General features: G+C 48.8%; 11 protein-coding genes. 9 read left to right on the top strand and 2 right to left on the bottom strand.

Annotated features, from left to right (window positions below; translation table 11 throughout):
• Window positions 1-166 precede the first annotated feature (166 nt).
• A complete protein-coding gene (locus GT1_RS04910; RefSeq protein ID WP_223226059.1) occupies window positions 167-1825 on the bottom strand; it encodes a PucR family transcriptional regulator in 1659 nt (552 codons plus the stop codon).
• A gap of 427 nt (window positions 1826-2252) precedes the next feature.
• On the opposite strand from GT1_RS04910, the gene allC reads away from it, so the two are divergent.
• From allC to GT1_RS04945, 7 genes are all read left to right on the top strand, one after another.
• Window positions 2253-3488: an allantoate deiminase gene (gene allC / locus GT1_RS04915; protein WP_075756945.1), complete on the top strand. Its 1236-nt coding sequence runs from the start codon at window positions 2253-2255 to the stop codon at window positions 3486-3488.
• Window positions 3489-3529: 41 nt separating this feature from the next.
• Window positions 3530-4888 carry an allantoinase AllB gene (gene allB, locus GT1_RS04920; RefSeq protein ID WP_075756946.1) on the top strand — a complete coding sequence of 453 codons (1359 nt, stop codon included), beginning with the start codon at window positions 3530-3532 and terminating at the stop codon, window positions 4886-4888.
• A gap of 19 nt (window positions 4889-4907) precedes the next feature.
• Window positions 4908-6260, top strand: a complete 1353-nt coding sequence (gene allB, locus GT1_RS04925; RefSeq protein ID WP_188397785.1) for an allantoinase AllB — start codon at window positions 4908-4910, stop codon at window positions 6258-6260.
• A 23-nt stretch (window positions 6261-6283) separates the two neighbouring features.
• Complete coding sequence (locus GT1_RS04930) at window positions 6284-7678, top strand: NCS1 family transporter (RefSeq protein WP_188397786.1); 1395 nt, start codon at window positions 6284-6286, stop codon at window positions 7676-7678.
• Between the two features lie 222 nt (window positions 7679-7900).
• Window positions 7901-9493 carry an L-lactate permease gene (locus tag GT1_RS04935; RefSeq protein WP_188397787.1) on the top strand — a complete coding sequence of 531 codons (1593 nt, stop codon included), beginning with the start codon at window positions 7901-7903 and terminating at the stop codon, window positions 9491-9493.
• A gap of 4 nt (window positions 9494-9497) precedes the next feature.
• Window positions 9498-9659 carry a hypothetical protein gene (locus GT1_RS04940; RefSeq protein ID WP_188397788.1) on the top strand — a complete coding sequence of 54 codons (162 nt, stop codon included), beginning with the start codon at window positions 9498-9500 and terminating at the stop codon, window positions 9657-9659.
• A gap of 205 nt (window positions 9660-9864) precedes the next feature.
• Window positions 9865-11934, top strand: coding sequence for a methyl-accepting chemotaxis protein (locus GT1_RS04945; RefSeq protein WP_075756949.1), 2070 nt, complete (start codon window positions 9865-9867; stop codon window positions 11932-11934).
• A gap of 147 nt (window positions 11935-12081) precedes the next feature.
• Here GT1_RS04945 and GT1_RS04950 read toward each other — a convergent pair whose 3' ends face one another.
• Window positions 12082-13497, bottom strand: coding sequence for a DEAD/DEAH box helicase (locus GT1_RS04950; protein WP_304626358.1), 1416 nt, complete (start codon window positions 13495-13497; stop codon window positions 12082-12084).
• A gap of 155 nt (window positions 13498-13652) precedes the next feature.
• Here GT1_RS04950 and GT1_RS04955 point away from each other — a divergent pair, with 155 nt between their 5' ends.
• The gene (locus GT1_RS04955) at window positions 13653-14657 is read left to right on the top strand and encodes a GNAT family N-acetyltransferase (protein ID WP_188397789.1); all 1005 of its coding nucleotides are present in this window, start codon (window positions 13653-13655) and stop codon (window positions 14655-14657) included.
• 85 nt (window positions 14658-14742) lie between these two features.
• The gene (locus GT1_RS04960; RefSeq protein WP_075756951.1) at window positions 14743-15600 is read left to right on the top strand and encodes a 4Fe-4S dicluster domain-containing protein; all 858 of its coding nucleotides are present in this window, start codon (window positions 14743-14745) and stop codon (window positions 15598-15600) included.
• Window positions 15601-15691 lie beyond the last annotated feature (91 nt).

Consider the following 15691-nt stretch of genomic DNA (forward strand, 5'->3'; position numbering starts at 1 on the left):
CATAACCGGGGTGTCCCACTGCCTTAACGTACTTTGGCTTAGCAGCACAGCAGCTGACAATAGCATACAGCAAGTCATCCAGCGAGAGATTAGGGGGCTCATACCTATTCCCCGGCCTCTCGCTTATTTTGTCCATTTTTTTGCCGGACGCTTACCATTACGCCCATTAGCGGAGTTTTTGCCGGCGGAGTTTGCGCTGGCGGAGTGCCAGCCGCAGGCCAAAGAGAAACTCTCTGTTGCTGAAATCCAAATCGGTTATGTCATGGATTCTTTCCAGCCGGTTGGTAAGCGTATTGCGGTGAATATATAATTCCTTGGCCGAATCGGTTAAGTTTTTATCATATTCCAGGTATTTTTCCAAGGTTTTTACAAGCTCGGTACCATGGAGTGTGTCACTATTTTCTAGTTTAGCCAGGGTTGCTTCATAGACATGGGTAAGCAGGGAAGCGGTATCCGGATTTTCCAATAAGGCATAGCTGGCAATTTCATAAGGATAGGTAATATGCCCGCCGGCTTTCGTGATACGGCCTAAGTTCAGGCAGGTCAGAGCATCCTGGTAGCTTTGGCGGACAGAGCGGATATCGGTAACGGCTGTTCCCACACCGATGGAGATGATTGCGGTATAGTGCTCTTTGAAGGCTTCCAGCAACTGGGTGTATATTTCCGGGTCAGGCCTGGTCAGTGTACCGGTGAAAGCAATTAATACGATAATTTTGCCTGTTCGTTCGGAAATTAAGGATAAAGGATGTTGGGCACTGACTAACTGCTGGGTTGTTTTGTACAGGCGGGTAGCCATAACCGGCAGGTTTACGTCTCCTTCGCTTTCATTTATTTCAATGACTGAGCACTCCAGCAATTTGGCTTTGGACAGCTTGGAGGTGGCTAAGGTTTCGGTAGTGGTTTGATTGGTCAGGTCGCCGAACAAAATATGTTCGAGAATATCCCGGGAATAAAGGCGGTGGCTCTCCGATACGGCTTTCTTTTTCAGGAAGTCGAGAGCAGCCACAGTGCAGGTGTGTTCCAGCGCCATGCAGTTTATGTCCAGAAAGGCATCGGTGGGCTGCAGGAGGGAGATATGGCCGAAAAATTCATTGTCTGACATGATGGCCAGCGAGGTTAGTAACAGCTCATAGCCTTCTACCGTCACCTGCTGGGTATAAGGGGTTTTGGCCTGGGACAGCTTGGCCTGCAGATACTCATTTTGAGTAACCTGGTTTAACAGCAGCTTGTCCAGCTGCTTAAAAATCCTTTTATCCACTCCGGGAATACTTTCCGGCAGCCAGTGGCTGAGGACCGAACCATGGATATCATAGCAGCCGACAGGACATTGGGTAAGCTTGCCCAGGCAGGCGATAATGGCATTCAGTCCGCCGCCCTTAATGGCTACATTGGTAAGGGTTTTGTGTATCTCATTGGAGCGGCCCAGTAAGTAAGATTGGCGTGCGGCAATGCTGCTGATAATTGGATTCAGGATTTCAGACAGAGACAGCGTTAACGGCAGTTCGATGATCGGCAGGCTCAGCTCGTCGGCCAGAGCTTTTATGATCAGCGGCACTTCGGGCAAAAAGCGCTTGGTCTTAATGGCCAGGCCGGCAATGCCGACTGCCGCAAGTTCGCGAATGAGCTGCTCTTGCAGTACCGGGTCGTCTTTAAAGGTATAGCCGGTGGTTAATATTAAATCACCGGGTTTGGCCCAGTTGGCTATATCGGGTGCGTCCATTATGTTTGTTGACAAAATAATATTATTCAGGCCGTTGGCACCGGCAACCAAGTTGACCGACTGCTCCTGGAAAAGCTGCAAAACATCTTTGATGGTGAGATGCATGATCATCCCTCAGTTCTGTTTAATGTTGCTATTTTAGTCAAGTAATAAGTCTGTTCGACAAAAAAATGTAAAATTCCTTGCCGGATATGGTACAAATTACCTTTAATGGAGTTAAAATTTGCTGTAACGCCAGTGATGATGTACTGTCAATATACTACCCGTCTGCCGCATTCTTTCATGCATGCACACTGCCGGAGAGAACTATGCAATATGCACAATTATCGCTGCTTTATTTGCTAAGTATGCACTGGTGGAAAAGTAGAAAAATTCGGTATAATTCTATTAGCTAAAAGGAGTGAATTTACAGAAAAATGTCAGCAGGGGGGATGTAACCGCGAAAAATATGAAAGATTATAGGTAAGAGGATTAACTTTCTAGTACAGATGGTAATTCTACTGCCCACAATTAGCTATGACGGAGGAGAAGCATGAGCACGTTTGATTTTGGACAAGAGACCGAGAAGCTTTTAAAGTGGCTGGGAGAATTTGGCAAAGATCCCGAAGGGGGAGTCTCACGTTTCCTGTATAAGCCTGAATGGACGGAAGCGCAAAGAAACTTAGAAAAATATATGCGGCAGGCAGGGTTTGCCGTGCATTATGATGATGTCGGCAATTTGTTTGGCCGGCTGGAAGGGTCAACATATCCGGAGGAAACCATTCTGACAGGTTCTCATGTCGACACCGTCAAAAACGGCGGGTTATATGACGGTCAATTTGGGATTATTGCCGGAATTGTTGCGTTGGAGTATTTAAAAAGAGAATACGGACAACCGCTGCGCAACATTGAAGTGGTGTCCATAGCCGAAGAGGAAGGCAGCCGTTTTCCGTATGTTTACTGGGGCGTCAAGAATATCTTAGGTATTGCCAAACGGGAAGACGTGGAAAACATGGTGGATTTTGACGGCATACCGTTTACGGAAGCTATGCGCAAAGCCGGTTTTGCTTTCCGGCCGACAGAACGTGCTGTACGCAAAGACCTGAAGGCCTTTTTGGAGGTTCATGTAGAGCAGGGCGGCGTGCTGGAAATTGAAAAAAAATCGGTAGGTATTGTCGGGCATATTGTCGGACAGCGGCGTTTCACGATCGAGATTACCGGCCAGGCTAATCATGCCGGCACAACACCTATGGGCTACCGCAAGGATGCGCTTCATGCGGCCAGCAGCATTATCTGCGCAATTATGGATATAACGAAAGGCTATGGCGATCCGCTGGTTGCCACCGTAGGCAAAGTGGAAATCGAGCCTAATATTGTCAATGTTGTACCAGGCAAGGCTTTGTTTACGTTAGATGCGCGGCATACTCATAAAGATGTTTTGGTCAGGTTTACTGAGGAAGTGACTGCGGCAATGCAGGAAATTGCCTCCCAGGCAGGTGTGGGAATCCACATTGATATGTGGATGGATGTTGATCCGGTACCGATGGATACCGGCATCGTAGAAATTATGAAACAACAATGCGAAAAAGACGGCTTGAGTTACAAAATGATGCATAGCGGGGCAGGGCATGATTCCCAGATTATGGCGCCGGTAATACCGACCGGAATGCTGTTTGTGCCAAGTCACAAAGGCCTCAGTCATTCACCGTTAGAATATACCGATCCCCGCGACTTGGCGCAAGGGGTAAAGGCTTTGGTCGGGGTTTTATACGAGTTAGCTTATAAATAAAAGTTTTATAAGGGAAGCTATTTTTTAAAGGGGGGTTTGACATGTTTGATCTGGTTATTAAAAATGGCAAGGTAGTAACAGCAGACAGAGTTTTTGCGGCAAGTGTATGTGTCAAGGCAGGCAAGATCGCAGCCATCGTTGAACCGGGTACTGATGTTCAAGCAGACAAAACGATTGATGCTCAGGGCAACTATGTTTTCCCGGGAGCTATTGACAGTCACGCCCATTTGAATGATCCCGGCTACAACTGGCGGGAAGATTATTCTCACGGTACAGCCGCGGCCGGCGTGGGAGGCTTTACCACCATCGTTGATATGCCGCTGCAAAATGAGCCGGCGCTTACAGACGGACAAATTTTTGACAATAAGCTGGCGCATGTTTCTCCTAACGCGTATGTGGACTATTGCTTTTGGGGCGGACTTGTAGATTACAATCTGGGTACACTGCACGAACTGGATGATAAGGGTTGTGTTGCTTTCAAATCCTTCATCGGTCCGGTTTCACCGGATTATGTGTCCTTGTCCATCGGACAGGCCAAGGAAGCACTGGAAATTTTGAAAAGCGCCGGTGCGCGTGCCGGTTTCCACTGCGAGGATTATTCCATAATCAAATGGGAAGAAGCACGGGCCAAGCGGAAGGAAAAGAATGACTGGCGGGATTTTCTTGATTCCAGACCGGTTATTGCCGAACTGATTGCCACCCAGAATATTATCAGTCTTGCCAAAGAGCTTGACGCCAAGGTTCATATTTGCCATGTAAGCCATCCGCAGGTGGCGCAGGTGATCAGAGAGGCTCAGCTTGACGGTGTTGATGTTACGGCGGAAACGTGCGGACATTATCTTGCTTTTTCTGATGAAGATGTAATTAAAAACGGCAGTCTGTTCAAATGTGCGCCCCCGCTGCGCGAAGCTGCCGCAATTGAAGGAATGTGGGAATATGTAAATAACGGCACCTTAAGCTGCATCGGTTCCGACCATTCCCCGTGCGAACTCAGCGAAAAAAGCGAGGAAGCCCATGGTATCTTCGGCGCCTGGGGCGGAATCAGCGGCATCCAGAATACCATGCAGGTGGTTTTCAGCGAAGGTGTGGCCAAGCGGGGCTACTGCCCCACCATACTTGCCAGGTCCTTAAGTGAAGGCCCGGCAAAGGCTTTCGGCATATATGGGAAAAAGGGTGCCATTGAAGTAGGCTTTGATGCCGATATTGTTATCCTGGATCCTAAGCGGGAATGGGAGATTACTCCGGAATCGCTGTATTATGTGAATCAGATTTCGGCGTTTGTCGGCTTAAAGGGCGTGGGTCTGCCTGTCTGCACGTTGGTCAGAGGCCAGGTTGTGGCAGAAGACGGCAAGCTGGTTGGCCGCAAAGGGTTTGGTGAGTTCGTTAAAAAAATCAAATAATGAATAAGGGGTGAACTGTGTGAGTAAACGGTATGATGTAATTATCAGGAACGGGGTTCTTGTCTGCCCGGAAGGTGTAAAAACAGCCGATGTTGCTGTTTGTGATGAAAAAATTGTGGAAATAGCCGCAGAAATAGCCGGGGATGCGAAAGAGGTTATTGATGCAACCGGAAAATATGTATTTCCCGGAGCGACCGACGGCCATGTGCATTTTAATGATCCGGGCAGAACCGAGTGGGAAACCATCACCACCGGCAGCAGCGCTTTAGCAGCAGGCGGCGGTGTCCTCTACTTTGATATGCCGCTGAATTGCAGTCCCTGCACGCTGGACGCCAAAAATTTTAATGCCAAGCTGGCGGTGGCACAGAAGGACTCGCTGGTTGACTACGGCTTCTGGGGCGGATTTACTCCTAAGAATCTGGACAAGCTGGAAGAACTTGCCGAGTGCGGTGTAATTGGCTTTAAAGCATTCTCGTGCTTTAGCGGTATTGATGAATTTGAAAGAGCAGACGATTATACCACGCTTGTCGGCATGGAAAAGTTAGCCAGGCTCGGGCTGCCGCTGATGGTGCATTGTGAAAATGCCGAAATTACCAGAGACTTGACGGCGCTGGCTCTAGCAAATAATAAGACCACGGTGCGTGATTATTTTGCCGCCCGTCCGCCCATTACGGAAATAGAAAATGTTTCCCGCATGATTTCCTTTGCCGAGGAAACCGGCTGCAAATTAATCATTGCCCATATCAGCACCGCAAAAGCCGTTGAGCTTGTTACCCAGGCAAGAATGAGAGGCGTTGATGTCTGCTGCGAAACCATCGGACATTATCTGATTCTTACCGATGACGATGTTGAGCAGCTGGGTACTGTGGCCAAATGCTCGCCGCCGATTCGGAATACTGCCAACCAGACCAAGCTGTGGGCGAAACTGTTGAATGATGAAATTGCCTTCGTATCTTCCGACCATTCGCCCTGCGATCCCAAGCTGAAGGATGGGGAGTTTCTGAAAGTCTGGGGCGGCATCTCAGCCTGCCAGACCACGCTTTCATCCCTGCTCACCCATGCCTACCATGCCAGAAAGGTTCCGCTTGCCGATATTGCAAAACTGACTTCGCAAAATGTGAACGAGATCTTTGGGATTCAAGGCAAGGGGAAAATTGCTGTCGGCTACGACGGGGACTTTGCTCTGGTAGCATTGGATAAAGAATTTACCCTGAAGGCCGGGGACCTGTTCTATAAGCACCAAGTAAGCCCATATGTCGGCGACACCTTCCGGGGGACTGTGACGCAAACCATTCTCCGCGGAACTACCGTTTTCAAAGACGGAAAAATTGTGTCAAAGCCTATCGGCAAACATGTAAGACCTAATAAATAAAAAAGGAAGGTGTGGTTTTTACGATGAGTGCAAATACAGAATATAATCAGCCCCAGGCGGGCCAACAGGATATGGGGGTGGATGAGTCACTAAGTCCGAAGGCCGAATCAGCCAGAACGGTAGGCCCGGTAGACTATATGTTTATGTGGCTGGGAGACGGTGTTAACTTAGGCAATATGACGCTTGGCGCCAGCCTGGTTGTGGCCGGTATCGCAACCCTGAATATTTTTCAGACCTTTGCGGCAGCCATCATTGCTATTGGTATTATCTCCGCGGTTTTCACCCTGAATGACAGGGTCGGTTACCGGACAGGAATCCCCTATGTTGTGCAGCTCAGAATGTCTTTCGGCATAAAGGGCTCGATTGTTTCCTCCCTGCTGCGCGGTATTCCGGCCATCGTTTGGTATGGCTTCCAAAGCTGGATCGGCGGCACGGCCTTAAATGAAATTGCCAAGATTGTTACCGGTGGCAGCTTTGATAACATTTTTGCCTGCTTTGTGGTGCTGCAACTGGTGCAAATTGTGCTTTCTCTCTATGGGTTCCATGCCATTAAGTGGGTGGAATCGGTTATATCCACCGTCATTATGGTGGCGCTGGTCTATGTATTCTACGTTCTTCTGAGCTCCCACAGTGCTGTTATTGTGGAAAAATGGGTTCACGCTAAAGGTACCTGGGGTTTACCGTTCTTCGCTTTCATCATGATGTTTATGGGCAATTATGCGGCTATCTTTTTAAGCGCAGCCGACTATTCACGGGAATTAAAAACAGGTATCAGTGATGCCAAACGCGGGTTCTTATACTTCTTCCCCATAGTAGTAGCTTACGGCTTCGTACTTTGCATAGGCGCCATGCTGGCTTCCGCAACCGGTATCTCCAATCCGGTGAAAGCGTTTGCCATCGTAATCAACAACTCGTATATCACCTTCTTTGTCTCCGCCTTTATTGTTATGGGTGCGATTGCTGTAAATATGGTTGCCAATATTATTCCGCCGACCTATGTTATTACGCTGATTACCAAATTAAATTACAAAGTGGCTGTTACCATATCCGGCCTGCTCGCATTGGGCGCATGCCCGTGGGTGCTTGTACAGGATTCCTCGGCAGAGGGTCTGGGGATGTTCATCCTCATATACTCCGCGTTTTTAGGACCGATCGTTTCTATCATCTTAATTGAGTATTATATATTGAGGAAGCAACAGGTAAATGTAGCCGACCTGTATAAGGAAGACGGTCCGTTTGCCGGCTATAACCCCAGCGCCATTTGGGCCATGCTTATCGGTGCCGGTGCTGCCTTTACAATGGTTGAACTGGCTTGGATTATCGGTTTTGTTGTGGCAGGTATTGCTTATCTTCTGTTAACGAAATATGCCTTTAAAGATTCAAGCTTTAGAAAAGGAACCATATTCGAAAATAGCTAACAGGATTTGGTTTTATTCACAGCCTGGGGCTGGGGGAAACTTAGCGATAAGTTTTCCGCAGTCCCTTTGTATATACAATCAATGGTTGGGCAGGGACCAGTGCCGGAAAATATGTGGCCCGGTGTGCATTGTGCCTATTAACTATTTGTTTATTCACTGGCAGGCTTGATGTACGGTGGTTTTGCCGCAGGTATAACCGGTGATGAGAAAGGTTGGTGTATTATGTCAATTAATATAATGCAATGGTTTGCCGCCTTGCTGCCCATTCTGGTGCTTTTAGTGCTGCTGCTCCGGTGTAGATGGGGTGGTGATGAGGCGGCATCCGCAGGGCTGTTGTGCTCCATACTGACTGCCTATCTGGTTTTTGGCGGCGGGGCGGATATGATTGCTTTGGCTGTTGCCAAGGGAATGTGGTATTCCCTATCCATTATTTTAGTGGTCTTTCCTGCTTTAATTATTTATGAAGTATCACGGGAATCAGGCGCTTTTGCAGTAATCCGGGCCGGGATGCAGCAGTTTACGCCAGATAAGGTACTGCAGGTACTGGCTGTCGGCTGGATTTTTGTCGGCTTTTTGCAAGGGATTACCGGTTTCGGCGTACCGGTAGTTGTGGGAGCGCCGCTTCTGATCAGCATGGGTGTCAGGCCGTTAACCGCGGTGCTGATCACTCTCTTAGGTCAGGCGTGGGGCAATACCTTCGGAACGCTCGGCATCGCCTGGGATGGCCTGGTCAGTCAGGCGGATATGAGTGATCCGGCGGTGTTCAAGCAGGCCATTTTATGGTCCACCGGTATGCTGGGTGTTGTTAACCTGATTGCCGGGCTTTTAATTGCCGCTTTGGCCGGTGGTTACAGCGGTATGAAACGCAATGCCGTTACTGTAATCCTGCTGGCTGCGCTGCAGGGGGCAGGACAGATGGGCCTGGCTTTGCTCAATCCGATGTTATGCAACTTCGTGGTTGTATCTTTATCATTAGGCTTAATCTTTGCTATCGGCAGACTGGACTATTACCGTCAGCCGGCAGAACTGCATGACCCGGCCGAGGAAAAGCAGGAAGAGCTTGTTACCGGCAATAAAATGAATATCCAGCAGGCCTTTCTTCCGTATTTCTTTTTGATTGTTATTGCGGTGGTCGTCCTCTTAAATGACAGTATCAAGAATTATCTCGGGCAGTGGACTCTGGCATTATCTTTTGCCGGAAAAACAACCTCGCTGGGCTTTGAGACCCATAGTTATCCGGCCTATGCCCCCCTGGCGCCGCTTATTCACTCCGGAGCATTTTTGCTATTGGCGGCCATCATTGGTTATCTGTGCTATCTGCAGTGGGGGCATATCCAGACAGGCGGCATGCAGCGCATTATCCAAAATTCGCTGAAGAAAACCATACCTTCCGCCATTGCCGTTATTGGTTTGATTGCCATGTCAAAGGTAATGGATGAGACAGGCCAGACTACGGTGCTGGCTCAGGGGGTTGCCTCGGTAACCGGTGGAATTTATCCGATACTTTCTCCCTTTATCGGGCTTTTGGGCACCTTTATGACCAGCAGTAATTTGTCTTCCAACATATTATTTGGCGGTTTTCAACAGCAGGTGGCGCTGATGCTGCAGATCGACAAGGCACCGCTGTTGGCGGCCCAGACGGTGGGCGGCTCTATTGGCAGCATTATTGCTCCCAGCAAGATTCTGCTGGGGACAACCGCAGCCGGGATTCTGGGCCGGGAAGGCGAAGTTATCAGTAAGGTTTTAGTAGGAGCCCTGCTGCTTTGTGCGGTATTTGGCCTGGTTGTCTTCGCATCATATCAATTTGGGTGGTGAGTATATGCAACAGTTGGCGTCATTCCTGCCGGTATTAATTCTTGTTGCCTTTCCGTTATTGTATTTTGGCGGTCATCAGGCGAGCAGCCTGGTTTCTCTGGCAGGAATATTGGTTTTGTTCCTGGGGATGTCGGGGCCGCTCCTTAAACGCATGAAAAAATCATGAGGGTGAGAAAATGCAGCAATGCTATTAGCATGCTGTCACTCACAGGCAAATATTTTTAATGATAAATGGCTGCATGCCTGTGAAATATTCTCAGGTATGTGGCCGTTTATTTATAAGGCATAATAGTCCGGGCAGCTGTGCAAAATGTACAGGAAGTTTTGCTAGTTAAATCTACTTTAATTGCATTGGATTGGAGAGTGACAGGATGAAGTCTGGTAGTAAAGTTACGGGAACGTGGAAACAGGAAATGCTGGGGACAATTGCCAAGAAATCGGCCCTAATATTATTCTTAGTCATGACTGGTTTTCTTTTATTTGCCGGCATGCTGGTTAAGTCACACACGGAACAAGCTTTCAGTAAGACTATTGAAGATAACATGGTTTCCCAAAGCTTAGCGGTTGCTAATCTGGTTAATGGGTTTTTCAGTGAGAAAGGTTTGCTTGTTAAAGGAATTACTACCAACCAAGCTATTGTCAATTATCTTAAAACTGCCAATTCACGGGAGGAGGCAGTAAGCAATCCGTATTACAGTGATGTGCTGAAATCCCTGGAAGCCATAAAACAGACCGATAAAGATGTCGCAATGGTCTGGGTAGCCAGCGAAAAGGGAAATTTTTTAGTTGGCACAGGCAATGTTTTATCAAAACCGGATTTTAATTTGCATGAGAGGCCCTGGTACAAACCGGCTGTTGCCGCAGGCGGAATTTATTATACCGACCCATATATGGACCAGATATTTGGCAAGGTAATTCTGAGTGTAATGATCCCGGTAAAGGATGGTCCTAATGTTTCCGGTATTGTGGCAATTGACTTATTCCTGGATGCTTTGCCGGGAATCATGCAATCCTATAAGATCGGGGAATCCGGGTATGCCATTTTGGCAGCCCCTGATGGGACGATTATTTATCATCCGAATGAAAAATATGTGATTAAGGAAAACCTTGCCGCGATGGAAGGTGCCTTGGGTGTAATCGGTAAAAAAATGATTGCCGGTGAAAAAGGATTGCAGTCGGCAGTTATTGATAATGAAGAGCAATGTATTGGCTATGCTCCTGTGCCGGTTGCCAAATGGTCGATAGCTACAGTAACAGCCAAAAAAGAAATATATCAGCAGTTTAATGCATTTTTTACGCAAATGACTTTCTACTTCGGCATTACCATTATTATCTTAGTAAGCTTGATGTATTTTGTATTGCGGTACATGTTGAGAGAGATTCCCTATTTATCAGAAGTAGTTAAGATCATTGGTACCGGCGACTTTACTTCCCGGTTGCGTGTCCGGTCTGCCGACGAACTAGGGGCAATCGCTCAGGAAATGAATAAAATGCTGGATTCCATTTGTCACATGATTGAAAGTATGCATGAGGTGGCCGGCAAATTGGCGGCTTCCAGTGAAGACCTTTCTACCAGTGTAAGTCAGTCTGCCCAAGCCGCTAATCAGGTGGCAGTATCTATAACCGAGGTAGCAGGTGCTGCGGAAAACCAGGTTAAGGCTGTCGATAGTACCGCTATGGTGGTGGAGCAGCTGTCGCTTGAAATCCGCAACATAGCCAGCAGCACCGACCAGGTAGCGGCAACCTCCGCCCAGGCTGCCGGCAAAGCCAAAGCCGGAGCCGATTCGATTGAGCAGGCTGTCAGTCAAATGATCCTGCTGGAACAGACGGTTAACAACTCTGCCGGCGTAGTTACTAAACTTGGTGAGCGTTCAAAGGAAATCGGGCAGATCGTTGATACCATATCAGGGATAGCCGGTCAGACAAATTTACTGGCGCTAAATGCCGCCATTGAGGCTGCCAGAGCCGGCGAGCAAGGCCGCGGCTTTGCCGTAGTTGCCGAAGAAGTTCGCAAACTGGCGGAACAGTCACAGGATGCGGCGAAAAAGATAGCTGAACTAATCAGTGAAATTCAAGGAGATACCAATCAAGCTGTTGTTGCCATGGTTGAAGGTACTCAGGAGGCCAAGATTGGAACCGCGGTTGTACAGACTGCCGGGAGTACCTTTGGGGATATTGCCGCTTTAGTAACCCAGGTATCCGCCCAGGTAAAGGAAATATCGGCTGCAATTCAGCTGATGGTCAATGACAGCAGGCACATTGTGTCGTCTGTGCAGGAGATAGACAGTCTTAGTAAAGCGGCTGCCGGGGAAGCGCAGACAATTTCCGCGGCAATTGAGGAGCAATCGGCATCTATGGCGGAAATGTCCATGGCAAGTCAGAGTCTGGCTGCCATTGCCCAAAGCCTTAAGGCAACTGTCAGTAAGTTTAAGGTTTCATAGTAAACTTAGCATTCAAATGTGTATCCCAAAACGGTAATTTTATAGGCAAAACAAAGGGGGGATTGCGGCGTTAATGTTGCAATCCCCCCTTTGGACTAATTCTTTTTGTTGGCATTATAGCTTATGCCCAGTCACTCGATAGTTTGCCTATTTCCTAAAGCCGCCCGATTTATAGCGGGGCTTGCCACTGGGCGCGCCTTTTCTATTTTCCGGCGGTTTTCTTCTGCCGCCGAAAGAACGGGAGCGCAGGGGGGCTTCTTCGGTAATTTTGATAGGAGTAGTGTCAGGTTCTTTGGTAAGTAGTTTGAGTGCTGCTGATATTAGGGCCACGGAATCTGTTTCGGCCAGCAGGTCTTCAGCCCGGCCGCGGTAAGACTCGAGGTTTCCTTCTTCAATTTGATTAAGCAGTTTTTCCACAGCCAGCCGCTGCTGGCCCTCAATGGCTTCACTCAGGGTAGGTACAGGCATCCGTACAATCTTGCGCTTGGTGAGCCGTTCAATAGAACGCAGGTGCTCAAGCTCCCGGGGGATGACAAAAGTCATGGCTGAGCCGGTTTGGCCTGCCCGGCCTGTGCGGCCTACCCGGTGGACATAGCTTTCCGGGTCTTGCGGGATATCGAAATTATATACATGGGTAACGCCGCTGACATCAAGACCCCGGGCAGCTACGTCGGTGGCTACCAGGATCTCAATCGTGCCTTCGCGGAATTGTCTGATGACGGCATCCCGCTTGGGCTGGGTCAGATCACCATGAATGCCTTCGGCAGAATAGCCGCGTTTCTTTAAGGCTTCAAACAGTTCGTCCACCCGGCGTTTGGTGCGGCCGAAAACAATGGCAAGTTCAGGGGACTGGATATCCAGGAGCCGGCAAAGAACATCAAATTTCTGCCTGTCCTGCAGTTCCATATAATACTGCTCGATGAGCGGCACGGTGACTTCCTTGGTTTTAACGCTGATGAGAGCAGGCTCTTTCAAAAATTTTTGCGCCAGGTTTTGTATTTGTCTGGGCATAGTCGCGGAAAAGAGCAGAGTTTGCCGGGAGTCCGGGGTGGCGCTTAAGATTTTCTCAATGTCCTCAATAAAGCCCATGTTGAGCATTTCATCAGCTTCGTCCAACACCACCATTTTAATATCGGTCAGCTTAATGGTGCGGCGCTCCATGTGGTCCATTAACCGGCCGGGGGTTGCTACAATAATTTGCGGCTTACGCTGCAAGGCCTTAATTTGACGTTGAATATCCTGGCCGCCGTAGATGGGCAGGGTGTTAATGTTGGAGAACTGGCCCAGCTTGTTCATTTCTTCAGCTACCTGAATGGCTAATTCACGGGTAGGCGCCAGGATAATTCCATAGGTGGCGCCGGTAGAGGTTTTAATATTCTCCAGTAACGGGATACCAAAAGCAGCCGTTTTGCCTGTGCCGGTTTGGGCTTGTCCGACTAAATCCTTGCCGGATAATACTAGGGGAATAGCCTGTGCCTGTATGGGGGTCGGCTCTTCGAAGCCCATATCACTAAGAGCGTGAATGATTGTAGCACTAATACCTAACTCTTTAAATTTTTCCAATATGTATAGCCTCCTTTATTTTCACTGCGGCCTGTACCTTCACCAGCGGCTTGGTACAAGCCATTTTTTCTTTAGTATCGACAGTTTGCAACCGGTTGTATACACCCGGCCGCAGTGCTAAAATAGGGTATAGGGAATGAGGTGCAGCATTTATTATGGAAATAAAAATCATTACCGCTAAGCAGACGTGGGAGTTGCGGCAAAAAGTTTTGTGGCCTGATAAAGATATTTCCTGTGTACAATTACCGGACGACAATGCGGGAACACACTATGGTTTGTATGACGGCGGCCGCCTGATAGCGGTGGTTTCAACCTTTGCGAAGCAGGGTGAGATTCAATTCCGCAAATTTGCCACAGACCAGGCATATCAGGGGCAAGGGTATGGCACAACTTTGCTGCAGCATGTTATTTGCGCGGCCGAGGCCGGCGGTGCCACGGCTATATGGTGTAACGCCAGGCTGGATAAGACGGCGTTTTACCAAAAATTTGGGTTGGAAAAAACTGCTGAAGCATATGAACGGGACGGATTACAGTATATCATAATGCGGAAACAATTGGTAGCTGTCAGGCTTAGTGAACGGCTGGAACAGCAAATTAAGTTTATTGTCGAGGTAGATAAACTAAAAAACATTTACCGCAAGAACCTGGTCATTGGCAGTGAACGACCCGAAACCGATGCCGAACATTCGTGGCATTTGGCCATGATGGCCATGCTGCTGGCAGAGCATGTTACCTCCTGCCGGATTGATGTGCTGAAGATTATCAAAATGGTACTTATTCATGATATTGTGGAAATTGATGCCGGCGATACCTATTGCTATGATCAACAGGCCGGGCTGGATAAAGCCGCCAGGGAACAAGCGGCAGCCGACAGGCTGTTTGGGCTTTTGCCTGCCGGCCAGAGCCAGGAATTGCGGGCCTTATGGGATGAGTTTGAACAAAAGCAAAGTCCGGAGGCCCGTATGGCCGACGCTCTGGACAGATTGCAGCCGTTATTGCTGCACTATCATACAGGCGGAAAATCCTGGCAGGAAAATGGCATCAACGCCGATCAAGTCAGGGAACGCAACCGGCAAACCAGGGGAATTGCGGCAGAATTAGGCTTGCTTGTCGAGCAAATCATTGAGGATTCTGTCGCCAAAGGCTATTTGCCAAAATAGGCCCGGACAGCGGGTATAGTTGGAAGCCGCCACCGGTGCTTAGCACCGTTATGGCGTAATATTTCTTGGGAGAGAGGTTTAGACAATGGCAACAAAACCGGATTATAAACGTTACGGATTTATTCCTCAGCGTCAGCAAGGCTTGCTGCTTATGCGGCTGCGTAACCGGAGCGGTAATCTCACGGCAGCAGATTTGCGCAAGATGGCTGAACTGGCTGAGCGATTTGGCACAGGCGAAGCCCACGTGACCATCAGGCAGGGAATTGAGATTCCCGGTGTAAAAGAAGAAAGGTTTGAAGAGGCGCGCCAGGCTATCCTGGACGCCGGGCTGCTTCCTGCGGTTTGCGGGCTGCGCGTGCGGCCGGTGGTGGCTTGCCCCGGCACCGCTACTTGTCCCTATGGCTTAGTGAATACGCGGGCGCTCTCCGACCAATTAGACCGGCAATATGTTGGCAAAGACCTGCCGGCTAAAACTAAACTTGCCGTCAGTGGCTGTGCCAATGCCTGTACCAAGCCGCAAGCACATGACATCGGCTTTAGAGGCGCGGCTGAGCCGGTAATTGATCAGGAACTGTGTGTAAAATGCGGTGCTTGCGTAAAACGCTGTCCGGCGGCAGCCATGACCCTTGATGACGATGGTTTAGCCATTGATTTGGATACCTGCCTGAGCTGCGGTGTTTGTGTTGCCACCTGCCCGAAGCAGGCGTTGGCCTATACACAAGTTGGCTACCATATATATATCGGCGGTAAAGGCGGCCGCTACACCAATACAGGCGAATGTATCGCCACTTTTGTGGCAGAAGAAGAAGTCATACCGTACCTGGAAGCCATTTTGGCCGCTTATCAGGAACTGGCAGACAAAGGTGAGCGGCTCAGCAAAGTGGTGGCCCGAGTGGGCTTAGCAACAGTCAAAGCTAAGATTGCAGATAAGCTGTCCGGTTAATCTCCGGTAAATAAAGAAAACACGGCTTTAAGAAAGTTATACTTTCTGTTAGGATAAAAATATTAAACGAGTCCTATTCCGGCGCGGAATA

It is taken from the genome of Sporomusa sp. GT1, assembly GCF_014634905.1.
Classification (GTDB): Bacteria; Bacillota; Negativicutes; order Sporomusales; family Sporomusaceae; genus Sporomusa; species Sporomusa sphaeroides.

What these genes read in the sequence shown, in the direction of transcription:
- GT1_RS04910 (WP_223226059.1), bottom strand. Translation starts at nt 1,825, where the DNA reads ATGCATCTCACCATCAAAGATGTTTTGCAGCTTTTCCAGGAGCAGTCG.
- allC (WP_075756945.1), top strand. Translation starts at nt 2,253, where the DNA reads ATGAGCACGTTTGATTTTGGACAAGAGACCGAGAAGCTTTTAAAGTGG.
- allB (WP_075756946.1), top strand. Translation starts at nt 3,530, where the DNA reads ATGTTTGATCTGGTTATTAAAAATGGCAAGGTAGTAACAGCAGACAGA.
- GT1_RS04930 (WP_188397786.1), top strand. Translation starts at nt 6,284, where the DNA reads ATGAGTGCAAATACAGAATATAATCAGCCCCAGGCGGGCCAACAGGAT.
- GT1_RS04935 (WP_188397787.1), top strand. Translation starts at nt 7,901, where the DNA reads ATGTCAATTAATATAATGCAATGGTTTGCCGCCTTGCTGCCCATTCTG.
- GT1_RS04940 (WP_188397788.1), top strand. Translation starts at nt 9,498, where the DNA reads ATGCAACAGTTGGCGTCATTCCTGCCGGTATTAATTCTTGTTGCCTTT.
- GT1_RS04945 (WP_075756949.1), top strand. Translation starts at nt 9,865, where the DNA reads ATGAAGTCTGGTAGTAAAGTTACGGGAACGTGGAAACAGGAAATGCTG.
- GT1_RS04955 (WP_188397789.1), top strand. Translation starts at nt 13,653, where the DNA reads ATGGAAATAAAAATCATTACCGCTAAGCAGACGTGGGAGTTGCGGCAA.
- GT1_RS04960 (WP_075756951.1), top strand. Translation starts at nt 14,743, where the DNA reads ATGGCAACAAAACCGGATTATAAACGTTACGGATTTATTCCTCAGCGT.